15 protein-coding genes are annotated in these 15,378 nt (G+C 70.0%); 7 read left to right on the forward strand and 8 right to left on the reverse strand.

Translation table 11 applies throughout. The features are described from left to right. Positions 1–120: 120 nt before the first annotated feature. Genes CRP55_RS27905 through CRP55_RS27915 form a run of 3 tightly spaced genes read right to left on the reverse strand, consistent with a single transcriptional unit; the run spans position 121 to position 3,150 of the window. The gene (locus CRP55_RS27905) at positions 121–1,383 is read right to left on the reverse strand and encodes an extracellular solute-binding protein (protein WP_097323284.1); all 1,263 of its coding nucleotides are present in this window, start codon (positions 1,381–1,383) and stop codon (positions 121–123) included. A gap of 34 nt (positions 1,384–1,417) precedes the next feature. Beyond that, the gene (locus tag CRP55_RS27910) at positions 1,418–2,239 is read right to left on the reverse strand and encodes a carbohydrate ABC transporter permease (RefSeq protein ID WP_097323116.1); all 822 of its coding nucleotides are present in this window, start codon (positions 2,237–2,239) and stop codon (positions 1,418–1,420) included. Then, on the reverse strand, positions 2,236–3,150 hold the full coding sequence (locus tag CRP55_RS27915) for a carbohydrate ABC transporter permease (RefSeq protein ID WP_245923411.1): 915 nt from the start codon (positions 3,148–3,150) through the stop codon (positions 2,236–2,238). The genes CRP55_RS27910 and CRP55_RS27915 overlap by 4 nt, the downstream gene beginning before the upstream one ends. 302 nt (positions 3,151–3,452) lie before the next feature. Here CRP55_RS27915 and CRP55_RS27920 point away from each other — a divergent pair, with 302 nt between their 5' ends. Then, positions 3,453–4,481: a LacI family DNA-binding transcriptional regulator gene (locus tag CRP55_RS27920; protein ID WP_097323118.1), complete on the forward strand. Its 1,029-nt coding sequence runs from the start codon at positions 3,453–3,455 to the stop codon at positions 4,479–4,481. A gap of 32 nt (positions 4,482–4,513) precedes the next feature. Beyond that, the gene (locus CRP55_RS27925; protein WP_097323119.1) at positions 4,514–6,061 is read left to right on the forward strand and encodes a phospholipase D-like domain-containing protein; all 1,548 of its coding nucleotides are present in this window, start codon (positions 4,514–4,516) and stop codon (positions 6,059–6,061) included. A gap of 4 nt (positions 6,062–6,065) precedes the next feature. On the opposite strand, the gene CRP55_RS27930 is transcribed toward CRP55_RS27925, so the two are convergent. The 3 genes from CRP55_RS27930 to CRP55_RS27940 are packed head-to-tail and all read right to left on the reverse strand — an operon-like array spanning position 6,066 to position 8,336. After that, complete coding sequence (locus tag CRP55_RS27930) at positions 6,066–7,079, reverse strand: 1-aminocyclopropane-1-carboxylate deaminase (protein ID WP_097323120.1); 1,014 nt, start codon at positions 7,077–7,079, stop codon at positions 6,066–6,068. Next, positions 7,066–7,704 (reverse strand): GntR family transcriptional regulator, encoded by a 639-nt coding sequence (locus tag CRP55_RS27935; protein WP_218854717.1) that lies wholly within the window; start codon positions 7,702–7,704, stop codon positions 7,066–7,068. Before CRP55_RS27935 ends, CRP55_RS27930 begins: the two co-directional genes overlap by 14 nt. Before the next feature lie 41 nt (positions 7,705–7,745). Then, on the reverse strand, positions 7,746–8,336 hold the full coding sequence (locus tag CRP55_RS27940; RefSeq protein ID WP_097323121.1) for a hypothetical protein: 591 nt from the start codon (positions 8,334–8,336) through the stop codon (positions 7,746–7,748). 101 nt (positions 8,337–8,437) lie between these two features. Here CRP55_RS27940 and CRP55_RS27945 point away from each other — a divergent pair, with 101 nt between their 5' ends. The 4 genes from CRP55_RS27945 (at position 8,438) to CRP55_RS27960 (ending at position 13,213) form a co-directional block, all read left to right on the forward strand. Next, positions 8,438–9,673 (forward strand): sensor histidine kinase, encoded by a 1,236-nt coding sequence (locus tag CRP55_RS27945; RefSeq protein WP_179855356.1) that lies wholly within the window; start codon positions 8,438–8,440, stop codon positions 9,671–9,673. After that, positions 9,670–10,323 carry a response regulator gene (locus tag CRP55_RS27950; RefSeq protein WP_097323123.1) on the forward strand — a complete coding sequence of 218 codons (654 nt, stop codon included), beginning with the start codon at positions 9,670–9,672 and terminating at the stop codon, positions 10,321–10,323. The genes CRP55_RS27945 and CRP55_RS27950 overlap by 4 nt, the downstream gene beginning before the upstream one ends. 96 nt (positions 10,324–10,419) lie before the next feature. After that, complete coding sequence (locus tag CRP55_RS27955; protein WP_097323124.1) at positions 10,420–12,534, forward strand: DUF4153 domain-containing protein; 2,115 nt, start codon at positions 10,420–10,422, stop codon at positions 12,532–12,534. Between the two features lie 67 nt (positions 12,535–12,601). Beyond that, positions 12,602–13,213 carry a DUF5701 family protein gene (locus CRP55_RS27960; protein WP_097323125.1) on the forward strand — a complete coding sequence of 204 codons (612 nt, stop codon included), beginning with the start codon at positions 12,602–12,604 and terminating at the stop codon, positions 13,211–13,213. Here CRP55_RS27960 and CRP55_RS27965 read toward each other — a convergent pair whose 3' ends face one another. Then, positions 13,214–14,557, reverse strand: coding sequence for a permease prefix domain 1-containing protein (locus CRP55_RS27965; RefSeq protein WP_097323286.1), 1,344 nt, complete (start codon positions 14,555–14,557; stop codon positions 13,214–13,216). Between the two features lie 5 nt (positions 14,558–14,562). Beyond that, positions 14,563–14,913, reverse strand: a complete 351-nt coding sequence (locus CRP55_RS27970; protein WP_097323126.1) for a PadR family transcriptional regulator — start codon at positions 14,911–14,913, stop codon at positions 14,563–14,565. A 255-nt stretch (positions 14,914–15,168) separates the two neighbouring features. On the opposite strand from CRP55_RS27970, the gene CRP55_RS27975 reads away from it, so the two are divergent. Further along, a complete protein-coding gene (locus CRP55_RS27975) occupies positions 15,169–15,351 on the forward strand; it encodes a hypothetical protein (RefSeq protein WP_097323127.1) in 183 nt (60 codons plus the stop codon). The last annotated feature ends 27 nt before the right edge of the window (positions 15,352–15,378 follow it).

Raw genomic sequence — 15,378 nt, forward strand, 5'->3', positions numbered from 1 at the left:
GCTGTTGTCATCAGTGAGGTGGATTTTCTGATCGGGGACATCAGATTTCCTTCTTCAGGGAGTCGAGCCGCCCGGTGCGGGCGACGCGGGCAGAAGTCGCCGGGGAAGTCGGTCACCGGGTCAGGCGCCCTTCTTGTACTCGGTGTCCATGTCCTTGAGCACCTGGTCGGGGGTGGTCTGCTTGCTGAAGACCTCCTGCAGGCCGCTGAGCATGGTCTGCTGCACCTTGGCGTTGGGCCACAGCTGGTCCATGAAGGGAACGGTGCGGTTGTCCTTGACGAAAGTGGTCAGCTCGGCCAGGCCCGGGTCGACCGTGGTGCCGGCGCCCTGGAGGGTGGGCAGGCTTCCCTGCTTCTCGTTGAAGAGCTTCATGCCCTCGGGGGACATGACGTAGTTGACGAACTTCAGGGCCAGGTCCTTGTTCTTGGCCTTGGCGTTCACGCCGTAGCCGGCACCGGCGGCGGCCGGCATGAGGAAGCCGGCCGGGTCGTCGGTGGCCGGCAGGGCCTTCATCGTGAACTTGCCGGCCGGGTTCTTCTGCTTGAGCAGGCCGATGATCCAATTGCCCTGGACGATGCCGAGCGTCTTACCCGTGGCGGCGAGGGCCTGGCTGGCCTCGTAGCTCGTGCCGAGCGGGTTCTTCCGGAAGCAGCCGGCCGAAAACATCTCCTGGTACTTGGCCATGGCCGTCGTCCACTGCGAGTTGGCGAAGGTGGCCTGGCCGCTCTGCAGCTTGGCGTCGAAATCCTTGTCGGCGCCGAAGACCGTGGTGGCCGCGAGGGCGTACAACACCAATTGGGTCACCCAGTTGTCCTGGATGCCCAAAGCAAAGGCGGGGGTGCCCTTGCCGGCCGCGTCGCCGCAGAACTTCAGCAGCTGCGTCCAGGTCGCCGGTGCCTTCAATCCGGACTTGGCCAGGGCTTCGTCGTTGTAGACGGCGCCGATGCCGTTGAGGCCGAAGACCGCGTTGTACGTCTTGCCCTCGTACTGCGCGACCTGCTTGAAGGCATCCGGGAGTTGCCCGGCCCACGGCTGATCCGAGAGGTCGAGCAGATAGCCGGGCTTGGCCAGCACGTAGGTGGCGCCGGGGTTGCCGTTGCCGGGCCACACGGTCATCACGTCGGGCGCGGTGCCGGACGACAGCTGCGTACGGATCTGAGCCTGATACTGGTCGGCCCCGCTCGTGGTGAAGGTGACCTTCACGCCGGGGTTGGCCGCCTCGAACGCCTTGATGACGTCCTCGATGGAGCCCTGGTCGACCGAGGCGAGCGTGAGGGTCTTGTTGTCGTTCGAAGAGCTGGAACCCGTGCCGCTGCTACAGGCCGCGGCGAGAGTGACAGCGGTGAGAGCGGAGACGACTGCGGTCAACTTACGTGATTTCATGAGCTCTCCCACGTTGGAGATCAATAGAGGGGTGTCATCCTTTGAGGCCGCCGGCGAAGCCGTTGATGATGGAGCGCTGCAGCGCCAGGTAGACCGCCAGCACCGGGATGATGCTGATCAGCAGGGCGGCGAAGATGAGGTTCCAGTCGGAGACGAACTGGCCGACGAAGCCGGCCACCGCGACCGGGACGGTCTGCTGGTCGCTGCCGCTCAGATAGAGCAGCGGGGTGAAGAAGTCGTTCCAGACGGCCACCGCGTTGAGCACCAGCGCGGTCACGGTGATCGGTTTGAGCATGGGCAGCACGACGTAGCGGAACATAGTGAACGGTGAGGCGCCGTCGATCGACGCCGCTTCCTCGAAGTCGCGAGGAAGGGCGCGCAGGAAACCCACGTACAGGAAGGTCGTGAATGGAACTTGAAGTCCTGAATAGAACAGGACGAGGGACCAGACCGAGCCGAGCAGCCCCAGGTCCCGGACGGTCTGGTAGAGCGGCAGGGACGCCAGCTGGAAAGGCAGGATCAGGCCCAGCATGATGACCAGGAACGTGGTGCGTGACCAGCGGGCCGTGGAGCGGGCCAAGGGATAGGCGGCCAGCGCCGAGACGGCCAGCACGATGGCGACGCTGACCACGGTCACCAGCACGCTGTTGATCAGGGCGCCGCCCAGGCCGGCCTCGCGCCAGGCGCCGGTGAAGTTGGCGAAGGTCGGCGAGGTGGTCGGGCTGATCGGCGAGGACGTGTCCGAGGGCGGCCGGACGGCCAGGTTGACCAGCACGTAGACCGGGAAGGCGAAGACGATCCCGACCGCGATCATGAGCATTTCGAGGGCGAAGGTGCGCTTGGTGTAGCGGTTCACGATGCCGCCTTCTCGTTGCGGTTGAGCACGGTGTACTGGGCGCCGGAGGCGATGGCGACGATGATCGTGAGGACGACGGCCAGGGCGATGCTGTAGCCGAACTCGCCGAGCGTGAAGGCGTCCTTGTAGATCAGGGTCGAGATGGTGTCGGTCGCGTGGCCCGGGCCGCCGCCCGTCAGGGCGTACACCTGGTCGAAGAGCTTGATCCCGCCGATGATCGACAGCATCAGGTTGATGGTGATGGCCGGCGCCAGCAGCGGCCGGACGATGGACCAGAAGCGGCGGACCGGCCCGGTGCCGTCGATCGCGGCCGCCTCGTAGATCTCGCGCGGGATGGATTGCAGACCGGCCAGGAAGATGACCATCGAGTAGCCGGCGAACTGCCAGACCACGACCACGACGATCATCCAGAGGGCCAGGTCGGGGTCGCCGAGCCAGTCCCTGCCCCACGGCCCGAGCACGGCGTTGACCGCGCCGTCGGGGCCGAGCAGGTTGCGCCACAGATAGGCGGTGACGATCGGCGTGACCACCGCGGGGGCGAACAGCAGCACCCGCAGGACGTTCCGGGTCTTGATCAGGCTGTTGACGCCGAGGGCGAGCAGCAGGCCGATTCCGTTCTGGATGATCGTGATGGCGACCGCGATGAGGACCGTGTGCCAGATCGCCTGGAGCGCGTCCTCGTCGCCGAGCATGTCGGTGAAGTTGCGCAGGCCGACGAAGGCGAAGTCGGGGTCGAGCCCGTCCCAGTCGGTGAAGGCGTAGTAGACGCCCCGGCCGCTCGGCACCAGCACGACGAAGGTGAACAGCGCCAGCGCCGGAAGCATGAACCACCAGGGCGGTGTGGTGCGCGAGCGACGAACGGCGACCGCGGTGGTGGCTACCGCCGGCCGGCTCTTGAGGTCAGATGTCACGGGGACCCACTTCGGTTGAAGCGTTTCAGAAGCTACGGTCGGACGTGGGTAACGTTTTCCAAATGTTTCGCCGACCTTACGAGCGCGTGCCAAATATCGTCAAGAGCCGAAATTCTTGAAGTGGGCAACGATTTACGCAAAGGAGAGGTGCACAGAACGGGCACCGCATCGGCGCCACCGCGGCGCGCCTCCTCCTCGAGCACATCGCCGGTCCGGCACGCCCGACGGCCCAGGTGAAGCCCTCCGGCTCGCCGCGCGGCGCTCCACAGCGCCCCTCACCAGCTGATCAGTAGGCTCTCGTCATGGACAAGCGGGTCACCATCATCGACGTCGCGCGGCACGCCCAGGTCTCCACCACGGCCGTGTCCAAGGTGCTGCGCAACGCGTACGGGGCCAGTCCCGCCATGCGCGCCAAGGTGCAACAGGCCATCGCCGAGCTCGGCTACCGCCCGAACGCCGCCGCCCGCGGGCTGCGCGGGCAGACGTACACCATCGGCGTGATGATCCCGGAGCTGCGCAACCTGTTCTTCGCCGACATCATCGACGGCATCACCGCGCAGCTCGGCGGCACCGACTACCAGGTGCTGATCGCCCCCGGCTGCAACGGCGAGAAGGAGGAGGCCCGCGTCATCGACGCGATGACCGACCGCAGCATGGACGGGCTGATCCTGATCGCGCCGGTGTCGTCGAAGAAGCGCCTGACCGAGGTGGCTCGGGCCACGCCGACCGTGGTCGTCGGCCGGCACGGCTCCTCCCCCACGTACGACAGCGTCACCGACGACGACGTGGTCGGCGCCGCCCTGGTCGTCGACCACCTGGCCGACCTGGGCCACCGCCGCATCGCGCACATCGAGCACCACGAGACCGACCGGGTACGCCTGGCCGAGATGCCCAACGCCCAGCGGGCCAACGGATATCGGGAGGCGATGACCCGGCGCGGCCTGTCCGAGTTCATCGACATCGCCTCGACCAGCTACACCCACGAGGGCGGCTATGTGGGCGCCAAACAGCTGCTGACCCGCGCCGAGCGCCCCACCGCCGTCTTCGCCGGTGCCGACGTCGTCGCGCTGGGCGCCCTGGAGGCGATCGCCGAGGCCGGCCTGTCGGTGCCCGGCGACATCTCGGTGGCCGGCTACGACAACAGCGCCCTGGCCTCGTTCGGCCCGATCTCGCTGACCAGCGTCGACCAGGACGGCCGCCAGATGGGCGCCGACGCCGCCCGCTTGGTCATCGGCCGCATCACCGACCGGGAACGCCGCACGGTCCAGGTGAAGCTGTCGCCCACCCTGGCCGTCCGGCGCACCACGGCGCGGGCCGCACCCCACACGTGACGGCGTGGCCGGCTTCCGGTGTAATCACGGACATGCCGCACGCATCGTCGCTGACTGATCTGATCGGCCGGTACCTGCCGCCGGCCACCGAGGCGTGCCCGGTCTTCGCCGAGAACTCCCACTTCGAGCCGATCATCGACGGCGTCGCCTACTTCACCGAGCTGGCCGGGCACATGCGCGACCTCGGCCCCGGCGACGCCGTCTACATCGCCAGCTACCAGGCCGACCCTCATCTCGACCTCACCGGGCGCATCGCCGGCGAGACCGGATATCGGCCGTTCACCGATGTGCTCGCGGAAAAGGCGGCAGGCGGCACAGATGTACGCATCGTGCTCAGCGCGGCCGAGTTCTCCGGTGGCGTGCCGTGGCTGCCGGTCGGGCCGTTCCGGGCCAACGCCATCGCCGCCCAGGTGATCCGGTCCTGGAAGTCGCCGGTCCACGACGCCGTGCTGCCGCTGGCCGACCGGGTGCTGCTCGACTGGTCGGGCCCGGTGCTCGGCTCCAACCACCAGAAACTCGTGGTCTTCCGGCACGACGGGGTGCTCACGGCGTACGTCGGCGGTCTTGACCTCTCCCCCAGCCGCTTCGACCACAACCCGCACCACCGGCTGAAGCTCGGCGCCCACCGATGGGGATGGCACGACGCGGCGGCCCGTCTGAGAGGCCCGGCGGCCGTACGGGTGTGGGAGACGTTCCGCTTCCGCTGGCAGAACACCGCCGCCCTGCCGTACACGTCGGTCAACCCGCTGGACCCGCCGCGCGAACTGCCACCGGTGCCCGCGCAGCCGGAGCACCCGGCGGACGGGACGGCGGTGCAGGTCGTGCGCTCCTACCGGCCGTGGTCGCTCTACCGCCATCGGGGACTGCGCCGGATGCGCCGGGCGAACGTCGTCCGGGCCGGCATCCAGGAGATCTACCACTCGATGACCACCGCGATCGGCGCCGCCGAACGCTACATCTATCTCGAGGACCAGTACTTTCACGAGTCGCCCGGCGGCGACCCGCGGTTCCAGCTCTACGGCCAGTTGCGCGCGGCGGCCGAGCGCGGCGTCAAAATCATCCTGATCGGCTCCGGGCGCCGCGACCCGGCCGACGGCCGCGACAGCACGGTCCGCCCGGTGATCACCCGCGACCTGCGGTGGCGGATCCTGGCCCGGCTGCCGGCCGACTGCCGCCGCAACGTGGTCATGTACCGCGTCGACAACCTGACCGTGCACACCAAGCTGATGCTCGTCGACGACGTGTTCGCCAGCATCGGCTCGGCGAACTTCTTCAGCCGCTCGATGGCCGGCACCGACAGCGAGATCACGTCCACCTTCGTCACCAACGGCCCGCTGGTCCGCGACCTGCGCACCCGGTTGTGGGCCGAGCATCTGCGCACGCCGCTCGACGACGAACTGATGCCGGCCCTGACCGACCTCGACACCGCCCTGGGCATCTGGCGCCGCGAGTGGCTGCCGGCCGGCCACCCACCGGACACCTGGCGCCGCCCGGGCCTGCCGGCCGGCTTCGCCCCGGCCGAGCGGGCCCTGACCCCGGCCCGCTGGTCCTCCGCGGTCTGGCGCCGGGAGATTCGCTGAACCCTCAGGAGAACAACGCGGAGTACGCGTTCAGCGCCGGCTGGCCGCCCAGGTGCGCGTACAGCACGGTCGCGTCGGCCGGGATCTCCTTGCGGGAGATGAGGTCGATGGCCGCGGCCAGGCTCTTACCCTCGTAGACCGGGTCGGTGACCATGCCCTCGGTGCGGGCGCCGAGCTTCATCGCCTCGATCGTCGCCTCGTCGGCGATGCCGTAGGTTCCGGCGTGGTAGCGGTCGTCGAGCAGGATCTCCTCCTCGGCGAGCTCGCGGTCCACGCCGATCAGGGCGGCGGTGGCGCGGGCGATGCGGGCCACCTGATCGCGGGTCTCGGCCGGCTTGGCCGAGCCGTCGATGCCCAGGACCCGGCGGGGCCGGTCGTCGCCGAGCGCCGCGAAGCCGGCGATCATGCCGGCCTGGGTGCTGCCGGTCACCGAGCAGACCAGGATGGTGTCGAAGAAGACCCCCAGCTCGGTCTCCTGCCGGGCGACCTCGGCGGCCCAACCGGCGAAACCCAGCCCGCCCAGCCGATGATCGGAGGCGCCGGCCGGAATCGCGTACGGCTTGCCACCGGCCGCCTCGACCTCGGCCAGCGCGAGGTCCCAGCTCTGTTTGAAGCCGATGCCGAAGCCGGCCTTGACCAGCCGCACGTCGGCGCCGGCGAGCCGGCTGATCAGGATGTTTCCGACCTTGTCGTAGACACTGTCCGGCCAGTCGACCCAGCTCTCCTGAACCAGCACGCACTTCAGTCCGGCGTACGCCGCCACGGCCGCCACCTGACGAGTGTGGTTGGACTGCACACCGCCGATCGAGACGAGCGTGTCGCAGCCCTGGGCGAGCGCGTCGGCGACCAGGTATTCGAGTTTGCGGGTCTTGTTCCCGCCGTACGCGATACCGGAGTTGCAGTCCTCACGCTTGGCCCAGAGCGCGGCCCCGCCGAGGTGGCGGGTGAGCCGGTCGAGCCGGTGCACGGGCGAGGGGCCGAACAGCAACGGATAGCGGTCGAAGTCAGTCAGCGGCACGGTCGTCTCCCTGGTGGATGTGGCCCCAGATGGTGCGGTTGACGGCCAGCGCCCGCGTGGTGTCCGGCTCGGACAGGGCGGCGATCAGCTCGTCGTGCTGGCGTATGGAGCGCTCCCCGTGCGGCGAGGCCCAGAGCAGGCGTTCCGCGCGGCGGATCAGCGGGGTGAAACGTTCGATGGTCATCGCCGCGGCGGCGTTGCCGCAGGCGAGCACGGGCACGGCGTGCAGGGCGTCGTCCGCCTCCAGGGCCGCGTCGAGGTCACCGGCACGGACGGCCGCGGCGAAGCGCTCACCGGCCGCCCGCATCCGGTCGAGCTGCTCGGCGGAGAGCGCGACGGACCGCAGGGCCAGGTCGTGCATCGCCCCCACGACCGCGGCGGCGTCGCGGACATCCTTCTCCACCAGCGGTGTCACCCGGGTGAAGCTCTGCGGCTTGCTCTCCACCAGCCCCTCGGTCGTGAGCCGGCTGAGGGCGTCCCGAATCGGCGCCCGGGACAGGCCCAACCGCTCGGCGATGTCGTCGCCGCGCAGAATGAGGCCCGGCTCGAGCGTGCCGTCCACGATCGCGGCGCGCAGCCGCTCGTAGGCGGCATCGCGCAGCAGGTTCCGTCCCACCTTCTCCACACTGAAATGTTAGATATCAGCTCCGATTTAAACAAGCCTGCTCAGCCGTAGATCACGGTCAGGGTCAGTGGTGCCAGCGCGCCTTCCGTGTTACCGATGACCATCAGCATCAACAGCACACAGGCCGCGGCCGACACGACACCGCCGCCCACCAGCAGCCGGCGGCCGGCGGGCCGGCCGAGGGCCTTCCGCCAGAGGTACACGGTCAGCGCCACCGCGGCCACGAGCAGGACGGCGCAGATGACGGCCTTGGGCCGCTGCCAGGCGAGCCGCTCGTCGATCGCCTGCTGCAGCGCGGGTGAGAGCTCGGCGCGGCCGGACTCGAGCCAGCTCCGCCCGACCGGCGAGAAGGCCGTCCCGGCCAGCGTCTTCCGCGGGTCGGCGACGCTGGTCAGGTTCGCCCACCAGGCCACGACCGTGAACAGGCCGAGGACCAGGCTCGCCACCCCGAAACCCAGGTAGGTGCGCCGCTCGAAGGTGCGGCGTCCGGCCCGCCTCCACCTCGCCCACGAGAACACGCAGAGCAGCAGCAGGAGGACGGTGAAGAGGCCGCCGACGACGAGGAACACGAGGTGATAGTTCCGGTCGTCGGCCAGCACGCGGTCGTAAGCCGGGCTGGTCTCGAAGGGCATGGATCCGACCGTAGGAAAGACCCGGCGTGAAGTCCTCGGGCCTGGTGATGGTCTTCTTTGCGGCGGTCTACGACTAAAGGATGAGGCCTACGCTGGCCCGCATGAGGCTTCGGCAGGTGGCGATCGACGCGGCGCCGGCGGTGGTCGTGGCGGCCGTGACGGTGCCCCAGCTCCGCTATCACGCCGCGCACGACGACCCGCAGTTCGGCGCGTACGTGCTGTTCAGCGTCCTGCTCGTGGTCCCACTCGTGTGGCGGCGGCGGTTCCCGCTGTGGACATTCGCCTTCGCGGCGGTCGTGGCGCTGACCCAATGGGCGGCCGACGTGCGGCTGGCGGCCGACCTGGCCCTGCTGGTCTACCTCTACACGGTGGCGAGCCGCCATCCGATGCGCGTGGCGATCGTGGCGGCCGGTGTCGTCGAGGTGGGCGCCGTGCTGGCCGCCGTCCGCTGGCCGGAGAGCGGCTCGTGGGCCGGCACCGGATCGTGGGCCGAGACGTTCCTGCTGCTGTCCGGCCCGGTGGTGGCCGCCCTGCTGCTGGGGGTCACCGCGCGGCAGCGGCGCGAGGCCCTGAGCGCCGCCGTCCAGCGGGCGGCCGTCGCCGAGCGCACGCGGATCGCCGCGGAGATGCACGACATCATCGCCCACAGCCTGGCCGTCATGGTGACCCTGTCCGAGGGCGCCGTCCGCAAACAGGCGCGCGAACCACAACGGGCCGGCGAGGCCATGCGCCAGGTCGCCGCCACCGGCCGCCAGGCCCTCACCGAGACACGCCGGTTGCTCGGCCTCCTGCACGAAGCCCCAGCCCTCGACGACCGTCTTCCCCAGCCCTATCCCGTCCAGCCTCGCCATCCGCAGCCCGGTCTCGCCCAGCTCGGCGACCTGCTCGACCAGGTCCGGTCGACCGGTCTGACCGTCGAGTCGGCCGTCACCGACACGGCCGACGGCATGCCGCCCGGCGCCGAGCTGGCGGTCTACCGCATCGTGCAGGAGGCTTTGACCAACACGCTCAAGCACGCGATCGCTCCCTGCCGGATCAGCGTCACCGTCACCCGCGGTCCCACCTCGGTAACCGTCGACGTGCACGACGACGGAGCTTCCCCCTCGGCCCGCGCCTCGGAACGCATTTCGGAGCACGCTGCGGAACGCACCACGAGCCGCCCCTCGGAGCGGGCTTCAGACGGCGTCGAGGGCCGTACAAAAGGCGGCCACGGGATCGTCGGCATGCGGGAGCGGGCCGCGGTCTACGCGGGCACGGTCACCGCGGGGCCCGACCCCCGCGGCGGCTGGCGTGTGCACGCCGATCTGGTTCTGCCGGCCGAGGCCGCGGCGCGATGACGATCCGGCTGTTGCTGGTCGACGACCAGGCGCTCATCCGGGCCGGGTTCCGGATGATCCTCGAGGAGGCCGGCGACATCGACGTGGTCGGCGAGGCGCCGGACGGGGCCGAGGCGGTGCGGCTGACCTCGGAGGTACGGCCGGACGTGATCCTCATGGACGTGCGCATGCCCGGCGTCGACGGGATCGAGGCCACCCACCGGATCATGGCCCGCGACCCGGCGGCCCGCGTGCTCATTCTGACCACCTTCGACCTCGACGAGTACGCCTTCGCGGCCCTGCGCGCGGGCGCGAGCGGCTTCGTCCTCAAGGACGTGCCGGTCGACGAGCTGACCCGGGCCGTTCGGGCGGTGGCCGACGGCGACGCGGTCGTCTCGCCGCGGGTCACCCGGAGCCTGATCACCGCCTACACCGCCCGCCTGCCCGCGCCGGCCGGGCGGGTCCAGGCGGTCCTCGACCGGCTGACGCCGCGTGAGCGCGAAGTGCTCCGGGCGGTGGCCGCCGGCCTGTCCAACACCGAGATCGCCGACCAGCTCGTGGTCTCCGAGGCGACGGTCAAGACCCACGTCGGCAGCGTTCTGGCCAAACTGGACCTGCGCAACCGCGTCCAGGCGGTGATCCTGGCCTACGAAATCGGCCTCGTCGGGTAGAGACCCTTGCTCTCCTGGTCTACTCTCTGGGCGTCGCGGCGATACGGACCCGTCCTCACGTAGAAGTCGCCGCTCCGACCAACCCAGGAGGGTGCAGTGGCGGACCTGCCACCGAAGCAGCCCGGTCCCCCCGACCAGGCCGAGAACGTTCCCCAGCTGCTGGTCATGCCGCCGACCGACGCTCTTCCGTCGATCGTCTGGCCGGGCGCCGAGGGCGAGACGACCTGGGCGATCCCCGTCCAGATCCCGTCGGGAACACGAGGATTCGCGGTGTTCCTCCCGATGGTCCAGGTCGAGGGGGCGGCCCCCAAACAGGCTGCCCCGCCGCAGGCCGTCGCCGAGCAGGCGACCGCCGAGCAGGCCGCCCCGCCACAGGCCACCCCGCAACAGACCGCCCCGCCACAGGCCGCCCCCAAGCAGGCGACCGCCGAGCAGGCCGCCCCGCCACAGGCCGCCCCTAAGCAGGCGACCCCCGAGCAGGCCGCCTCTCAGCCCGCCGCCCCCAAGCCGGTTGAACCATCGGCACCGGCCGCCGCCTCCAGGCCGGCTGATCAAGCGGGGCGACCCGCGGCAACGCCGGTCGCCGCCGTCGCGGAGCCCCGGGTTACACCGCCGCCGAGCCCGCAAGCCGTGCTCGCGCAGCAACCGCATCCTCAGCCGTACCACAACCAGGCGCGCCCCTTCCCGATCTACGAGCGGCCGCCGAGCGCCTGGCAGGAGTTCCGCAAGAAGCACTGGCCCGGCCCGAAGCAGGCCAAGGGCTGGGCCGTGCCGGCCGGCGTGCTCACCGGCGCCCTCGGCTTCCTGGCTTTCCTGCCGCTGGACCGGGTCGGCATCGGCTGGTTCCTCGCCTGGCTGGCGCTGACCTTGGGCGTCGGGTTCGCGGTCCGGCCGTCCAAGGACCTGTCGCGCCGGGAACGGCTGATCCGTTCCGGCTGGGCCGCCGCCGCCCTGGCCCTCATGCTCATCCCGGCCTTCCGCAACGCGTGGTGGCTGGTGACGTTCAGCGTGCTGGGCGCGATCGGCTGCACCGCGCTGGCCATCGTCGGCGGCCGGCAGGTCCGGTCGATCCTGTTCAGCCTGGTCGCCGCCCCGTACGCCGCGTTCGCCGGCATCCCCTGGGTGCGCCGGCACGTCAAGGGCGGCCGCAATCCGGGCATCACCCGGCGGATCTTCTTCTCGGCCGCTCTCACCGCCGTCGTGCTGCTCGTCTTCGGTGCGCTGCTGTCGTCCGCCGATGTCGCCTTCTCGCAGCTGCTGGACGACGCCGTGCCCGACTTCAACATCGGCGCGATCTTCCAGTGGATCTTCCTGGCGGCGGCCGGTGGCCTGCTCGCCGTGTCCGGCGTCTACACGCTCTCCGCGCCGCCGAAGACCTCCAGCATGGACACCGGCGGCAAGGGCCGGTTCGGCCTGATCGAGTGGGCGCCGGCCGGCGCCGCGCTCGTGCTGCTGTTCGCCGGTTTCGTGGCGGTGCAGTTCACCGTGCTGTTCGGCGGGAGCCGGCACGTGCTCAAGACGGCCGGGCTCAGCTATTCGCAGTACGCCCGCAGCGGCTTCTGGCAACTGGTCGCGGTCACGCTGCTGTCGCTGGCCCTGATCGCCGCCCTGGCCCGCTGGTCGAAGCGGGACACGCGGGCGGAACGGCTCTTGTTGCGCGTACTCCTGGGCCTGCTCTGTGCCTTGAGTGTCGTCATCGTGGCTTCCGCGCTGTCGCGGATGTGGGAGTACCAGCGCGTTTACAGCTTCACCGGCGAGCGCATCTTCGTCATGGCGTCGGAGATGCTGCTCGGCGTCATCTTCGTGATGATCGCGGCCGCCGGCATCAAGTGGCAGGGCCGCTGGATTCCCGCCTCGACCGTCGGTCTCGCCGTCGTGATGCTGCTCGGCCTGGCCGTCCTCGATCCCGAGGGCTATGTGGCCAGCCGCAACGCCGCCCGTTACGAAGGCTCGGGCAAGATCGACGCCTGGTATCTGCGGGCTCTCTCAGCCGACGCGACTCCGGCTTTGACCGAATTGCCAGATCCCGTACGCCGGTGCACGCTCAGCTGGATCGCCGAGGACCTCAAGGAGCCCGACCCCTGGTACGCGTGGAACCTCGGCCGCCAACGAGCCCGCGAGGCGCTCGACGAGCTGGGCCCGGCCGCCATCGGCACCCAGAAGGACTGCAAGGCGGCCGACCAGTTCGACCTGCCCAAGACACGACGATGAGCGACGGTGCTCCGGTTTCGGCCGGAGCACCGGAATAATCCGTAAGCCATACGGAGTTAGGCGTCGTATGAGCCTGACCCCGCAACTGGACCGCCTGCTCGACGCCGGTCTCGCCGACGTCACCGGTAGGAGCTCGGCCGAACTCGTCGCCCACGTCGCCACGCTGCCCGACGAACCGGGCAGCGTGCTGGCCGTACACCCCACGCTGGCCACCGCCCGTCAACTGGCGCCGCTGCTGCGCCACCGCGACAAGCCCGGCTTCGTCGTCGAGGACATGACCGACCTGGAGGAGTTCGTTCCCCTCGACGGCCTCGACGTGCCCGCCGGGCCGCTCTATCTCATCCGCGAACCCGACCGCGGCGACGACATGCGCAACTGGAGCCCGAACGAGGCGCTGCCCGCGATCCTCGAGCGCGGGCGCACGCCGCTCACCGTCAACGAGGGCATCAGCTGGCTGCTCCAGGAGCCGCAGATGCTGGAGCCCAACCACTGCTTCATGACCATCGGCTCCCGCAAGCCCAAGGGCGGCACCCTCGACGCCCGGACCCCCGCCATCTGGATCAGCAACGGGACCGGCCGTGACGGCGCCACCCACCGCCGGGCCCCGAAGATCGGCTGGTGCTGGGCCGGCAACCGGCACACGTGGCTCGGCTTCGCCTCCGCCCGATCCCGAGCGTGATCAGCGGAAGCCGAACACCAGGGGCAGGATGAGGACGACCGTCCAGAACCACACGGCGTACACCGGCAAATAAAGGGTTTGCCATCGCTCGATGGCCGCGAAGCCGGACCGCCGGCGGACGAACCCCCACAGCAACCACGCCGACCAGGCCAGATTGACCAGCAGCACGATGTTCTGGCCGATCGCCGTCACGTTGTTGGGGGTGGTGCCGTACTCGGCGATCCGGCCGGCCATCGTGTAGAGCACCAGAGCGTCGATGAGCAGGGCGCTGATCACCAGGGCGAGCTGCATGACGTCGAACGGACCGCGCGGCGCCCGCGGGTCGCGGGCCGACAGCGAGTACAGCAGCAGGCCGAGGACCACCGCGAGCAGCAGGTCGAACATGACCAGCGTGCTGCGGTCGACCTCGATGCCGCGGCCGTTCCAGCCGATGACGACGAGGTAGGCCAGCAGCGTGACGGTGAACAGCGGGGTGAAGAGCCGGGTGAGGACCGGCGCGATGTTCTCGATGACGCCCTGTTTGACCTCGACCAGCCAGCCGCCGACGACGGCCGCGGCCACGATGCCGCACGGCACCACCCAGTCCTCGATGAGAGCGTCGGCGTGGAGGCCGATCGCGTCGAAGATGCCGTAGAGGAAGGCGATGAGAACCCCGCCACCGAGCATCATCAGGACGAGGTAGACGAACCACTCGCCGGTGAAGCGGATGAAGTCCATGCGCCGCCGGGACGAGCGCAGGTCGTCGGACACGTAGGCCAGGCCCAGCACCAGCCACAGCGCCGCCGGCAGATGCGTGATGATCAGGCCGATCGACTGGGAGTCGTCACCGGCCGGGTAGGCGTTCGCCACGACAGCGCCGAGCGCGAACAGGGCCACCAGAACCCCGTACACCCAAGGCGCCGGACGGCGACGCCACAGCAGGAAGCCGGCCAGCCACGGCAACGCGAACAGGCTGAGACTGGTGGCGATGTCATCCAGGGACAGCCCGAACAGGGCCGGCACCTTGATCGAGACAGCGGCGCCGGTCGCGCAGGCCAGCATCGCGTAAAGGTCGCGGTTCTTCTTCACCGGATCGCCGGGCTCGCCGGTGAACATCAGCTGCTTCCACAGCCGTTCGGAGTGCTCGCGGGCGAACTCGCGGGACAGGTCGTCCAGCCCGCCCATCCGCTTGACCGCGACGAGGAACGCCTCGTCGCGGCTCAGCCCGAGCGTCACCAGCTCGTCGACCGAGTCGCGCAGGTGATCCTCGAGTTCGTCGGCGTCGGACTCGGCGAGCTCGGGCCGGCGGCGCACGTACTCCCGCCACTGCACGAACTGGTCCTCCAGCTCGTCCTTGCCGTCCATGACCGTCACGCGGTGCCCTCCAGCGGGATGAACTGTGGCCAGACCTGCTTGAGCGCGCCGACCACGGTCTGCCATTGACGTTGTTGCTCGGCCAGCTCGGCCCGGCCCTGCTTGGTGATGCGGTAGTACTTGCGGCGGCGCTCCCCCGCGACCGCCTGCCAGCTCGCCTCGACGTGGCCGAGCCGCTCCAGCCGGTGCAGCAGGGGGTAGAGGAAGCCCTCGGTCCAGTCCAGCTCGCCGCCGGACAGCTCACCGATGCGCCGCAGGAGGGCGTAGCCGTAACTCTCGCCCTCGGCGAGGATGCCGAGCACGATGGGCGTCGCCGAGGCGGCCACCAGGTCTTTGGTCACGCGCACGAGGCGCCTCCTTCATACCTAGAAGTACGAGGCATAGTAGTTCTAGGCATCGCGCAGGGAAAGGCCTGTTTCGACCCGCGGTTCCCCCGCCCGGCCGGCGTCACGCCCGACTTCTCCGGGCCGGGCCGTTCCGAGGGCGAGTACGCCGGCCTGCCGCAGGGCGGCGCCACCGCCTCCAACGACCGGACGGCGCTGGTCTACGCCAACGGCGCGTCCCTGGCGTTCGACCACGTCACGAGCGGCCGCACCCTCGGCTTGCGCTACGCGACGACAACCGGCAACCTACGCCTCACCGTCCTGGTCGACGGGGCCGAGAAGCACAGCGTCAACCTGCCGAACCGGGGCGCGGCCACCAACGGGGCCGACGTGACACTGCCGGTCACCGGCGACGTGGTGTGGATCGACTACATCACTCCCGGGCAGAAAAGCCGGGCCTGACTGCAACCGCGGCGGGGCCGCCGAGCG

It is taken from the genome of Paractinoplanes atraurantiacus, from assembly GCF_900215205.1.
In the GTDB taxonomy this organism is placed as follows: domain Bacteria; phylum Actinomycetota; class Actinomycetes; order Mycobacteriales; family Micromonosporaceae; genus Actinoplanes; species Actinoplanes atraurantiacus.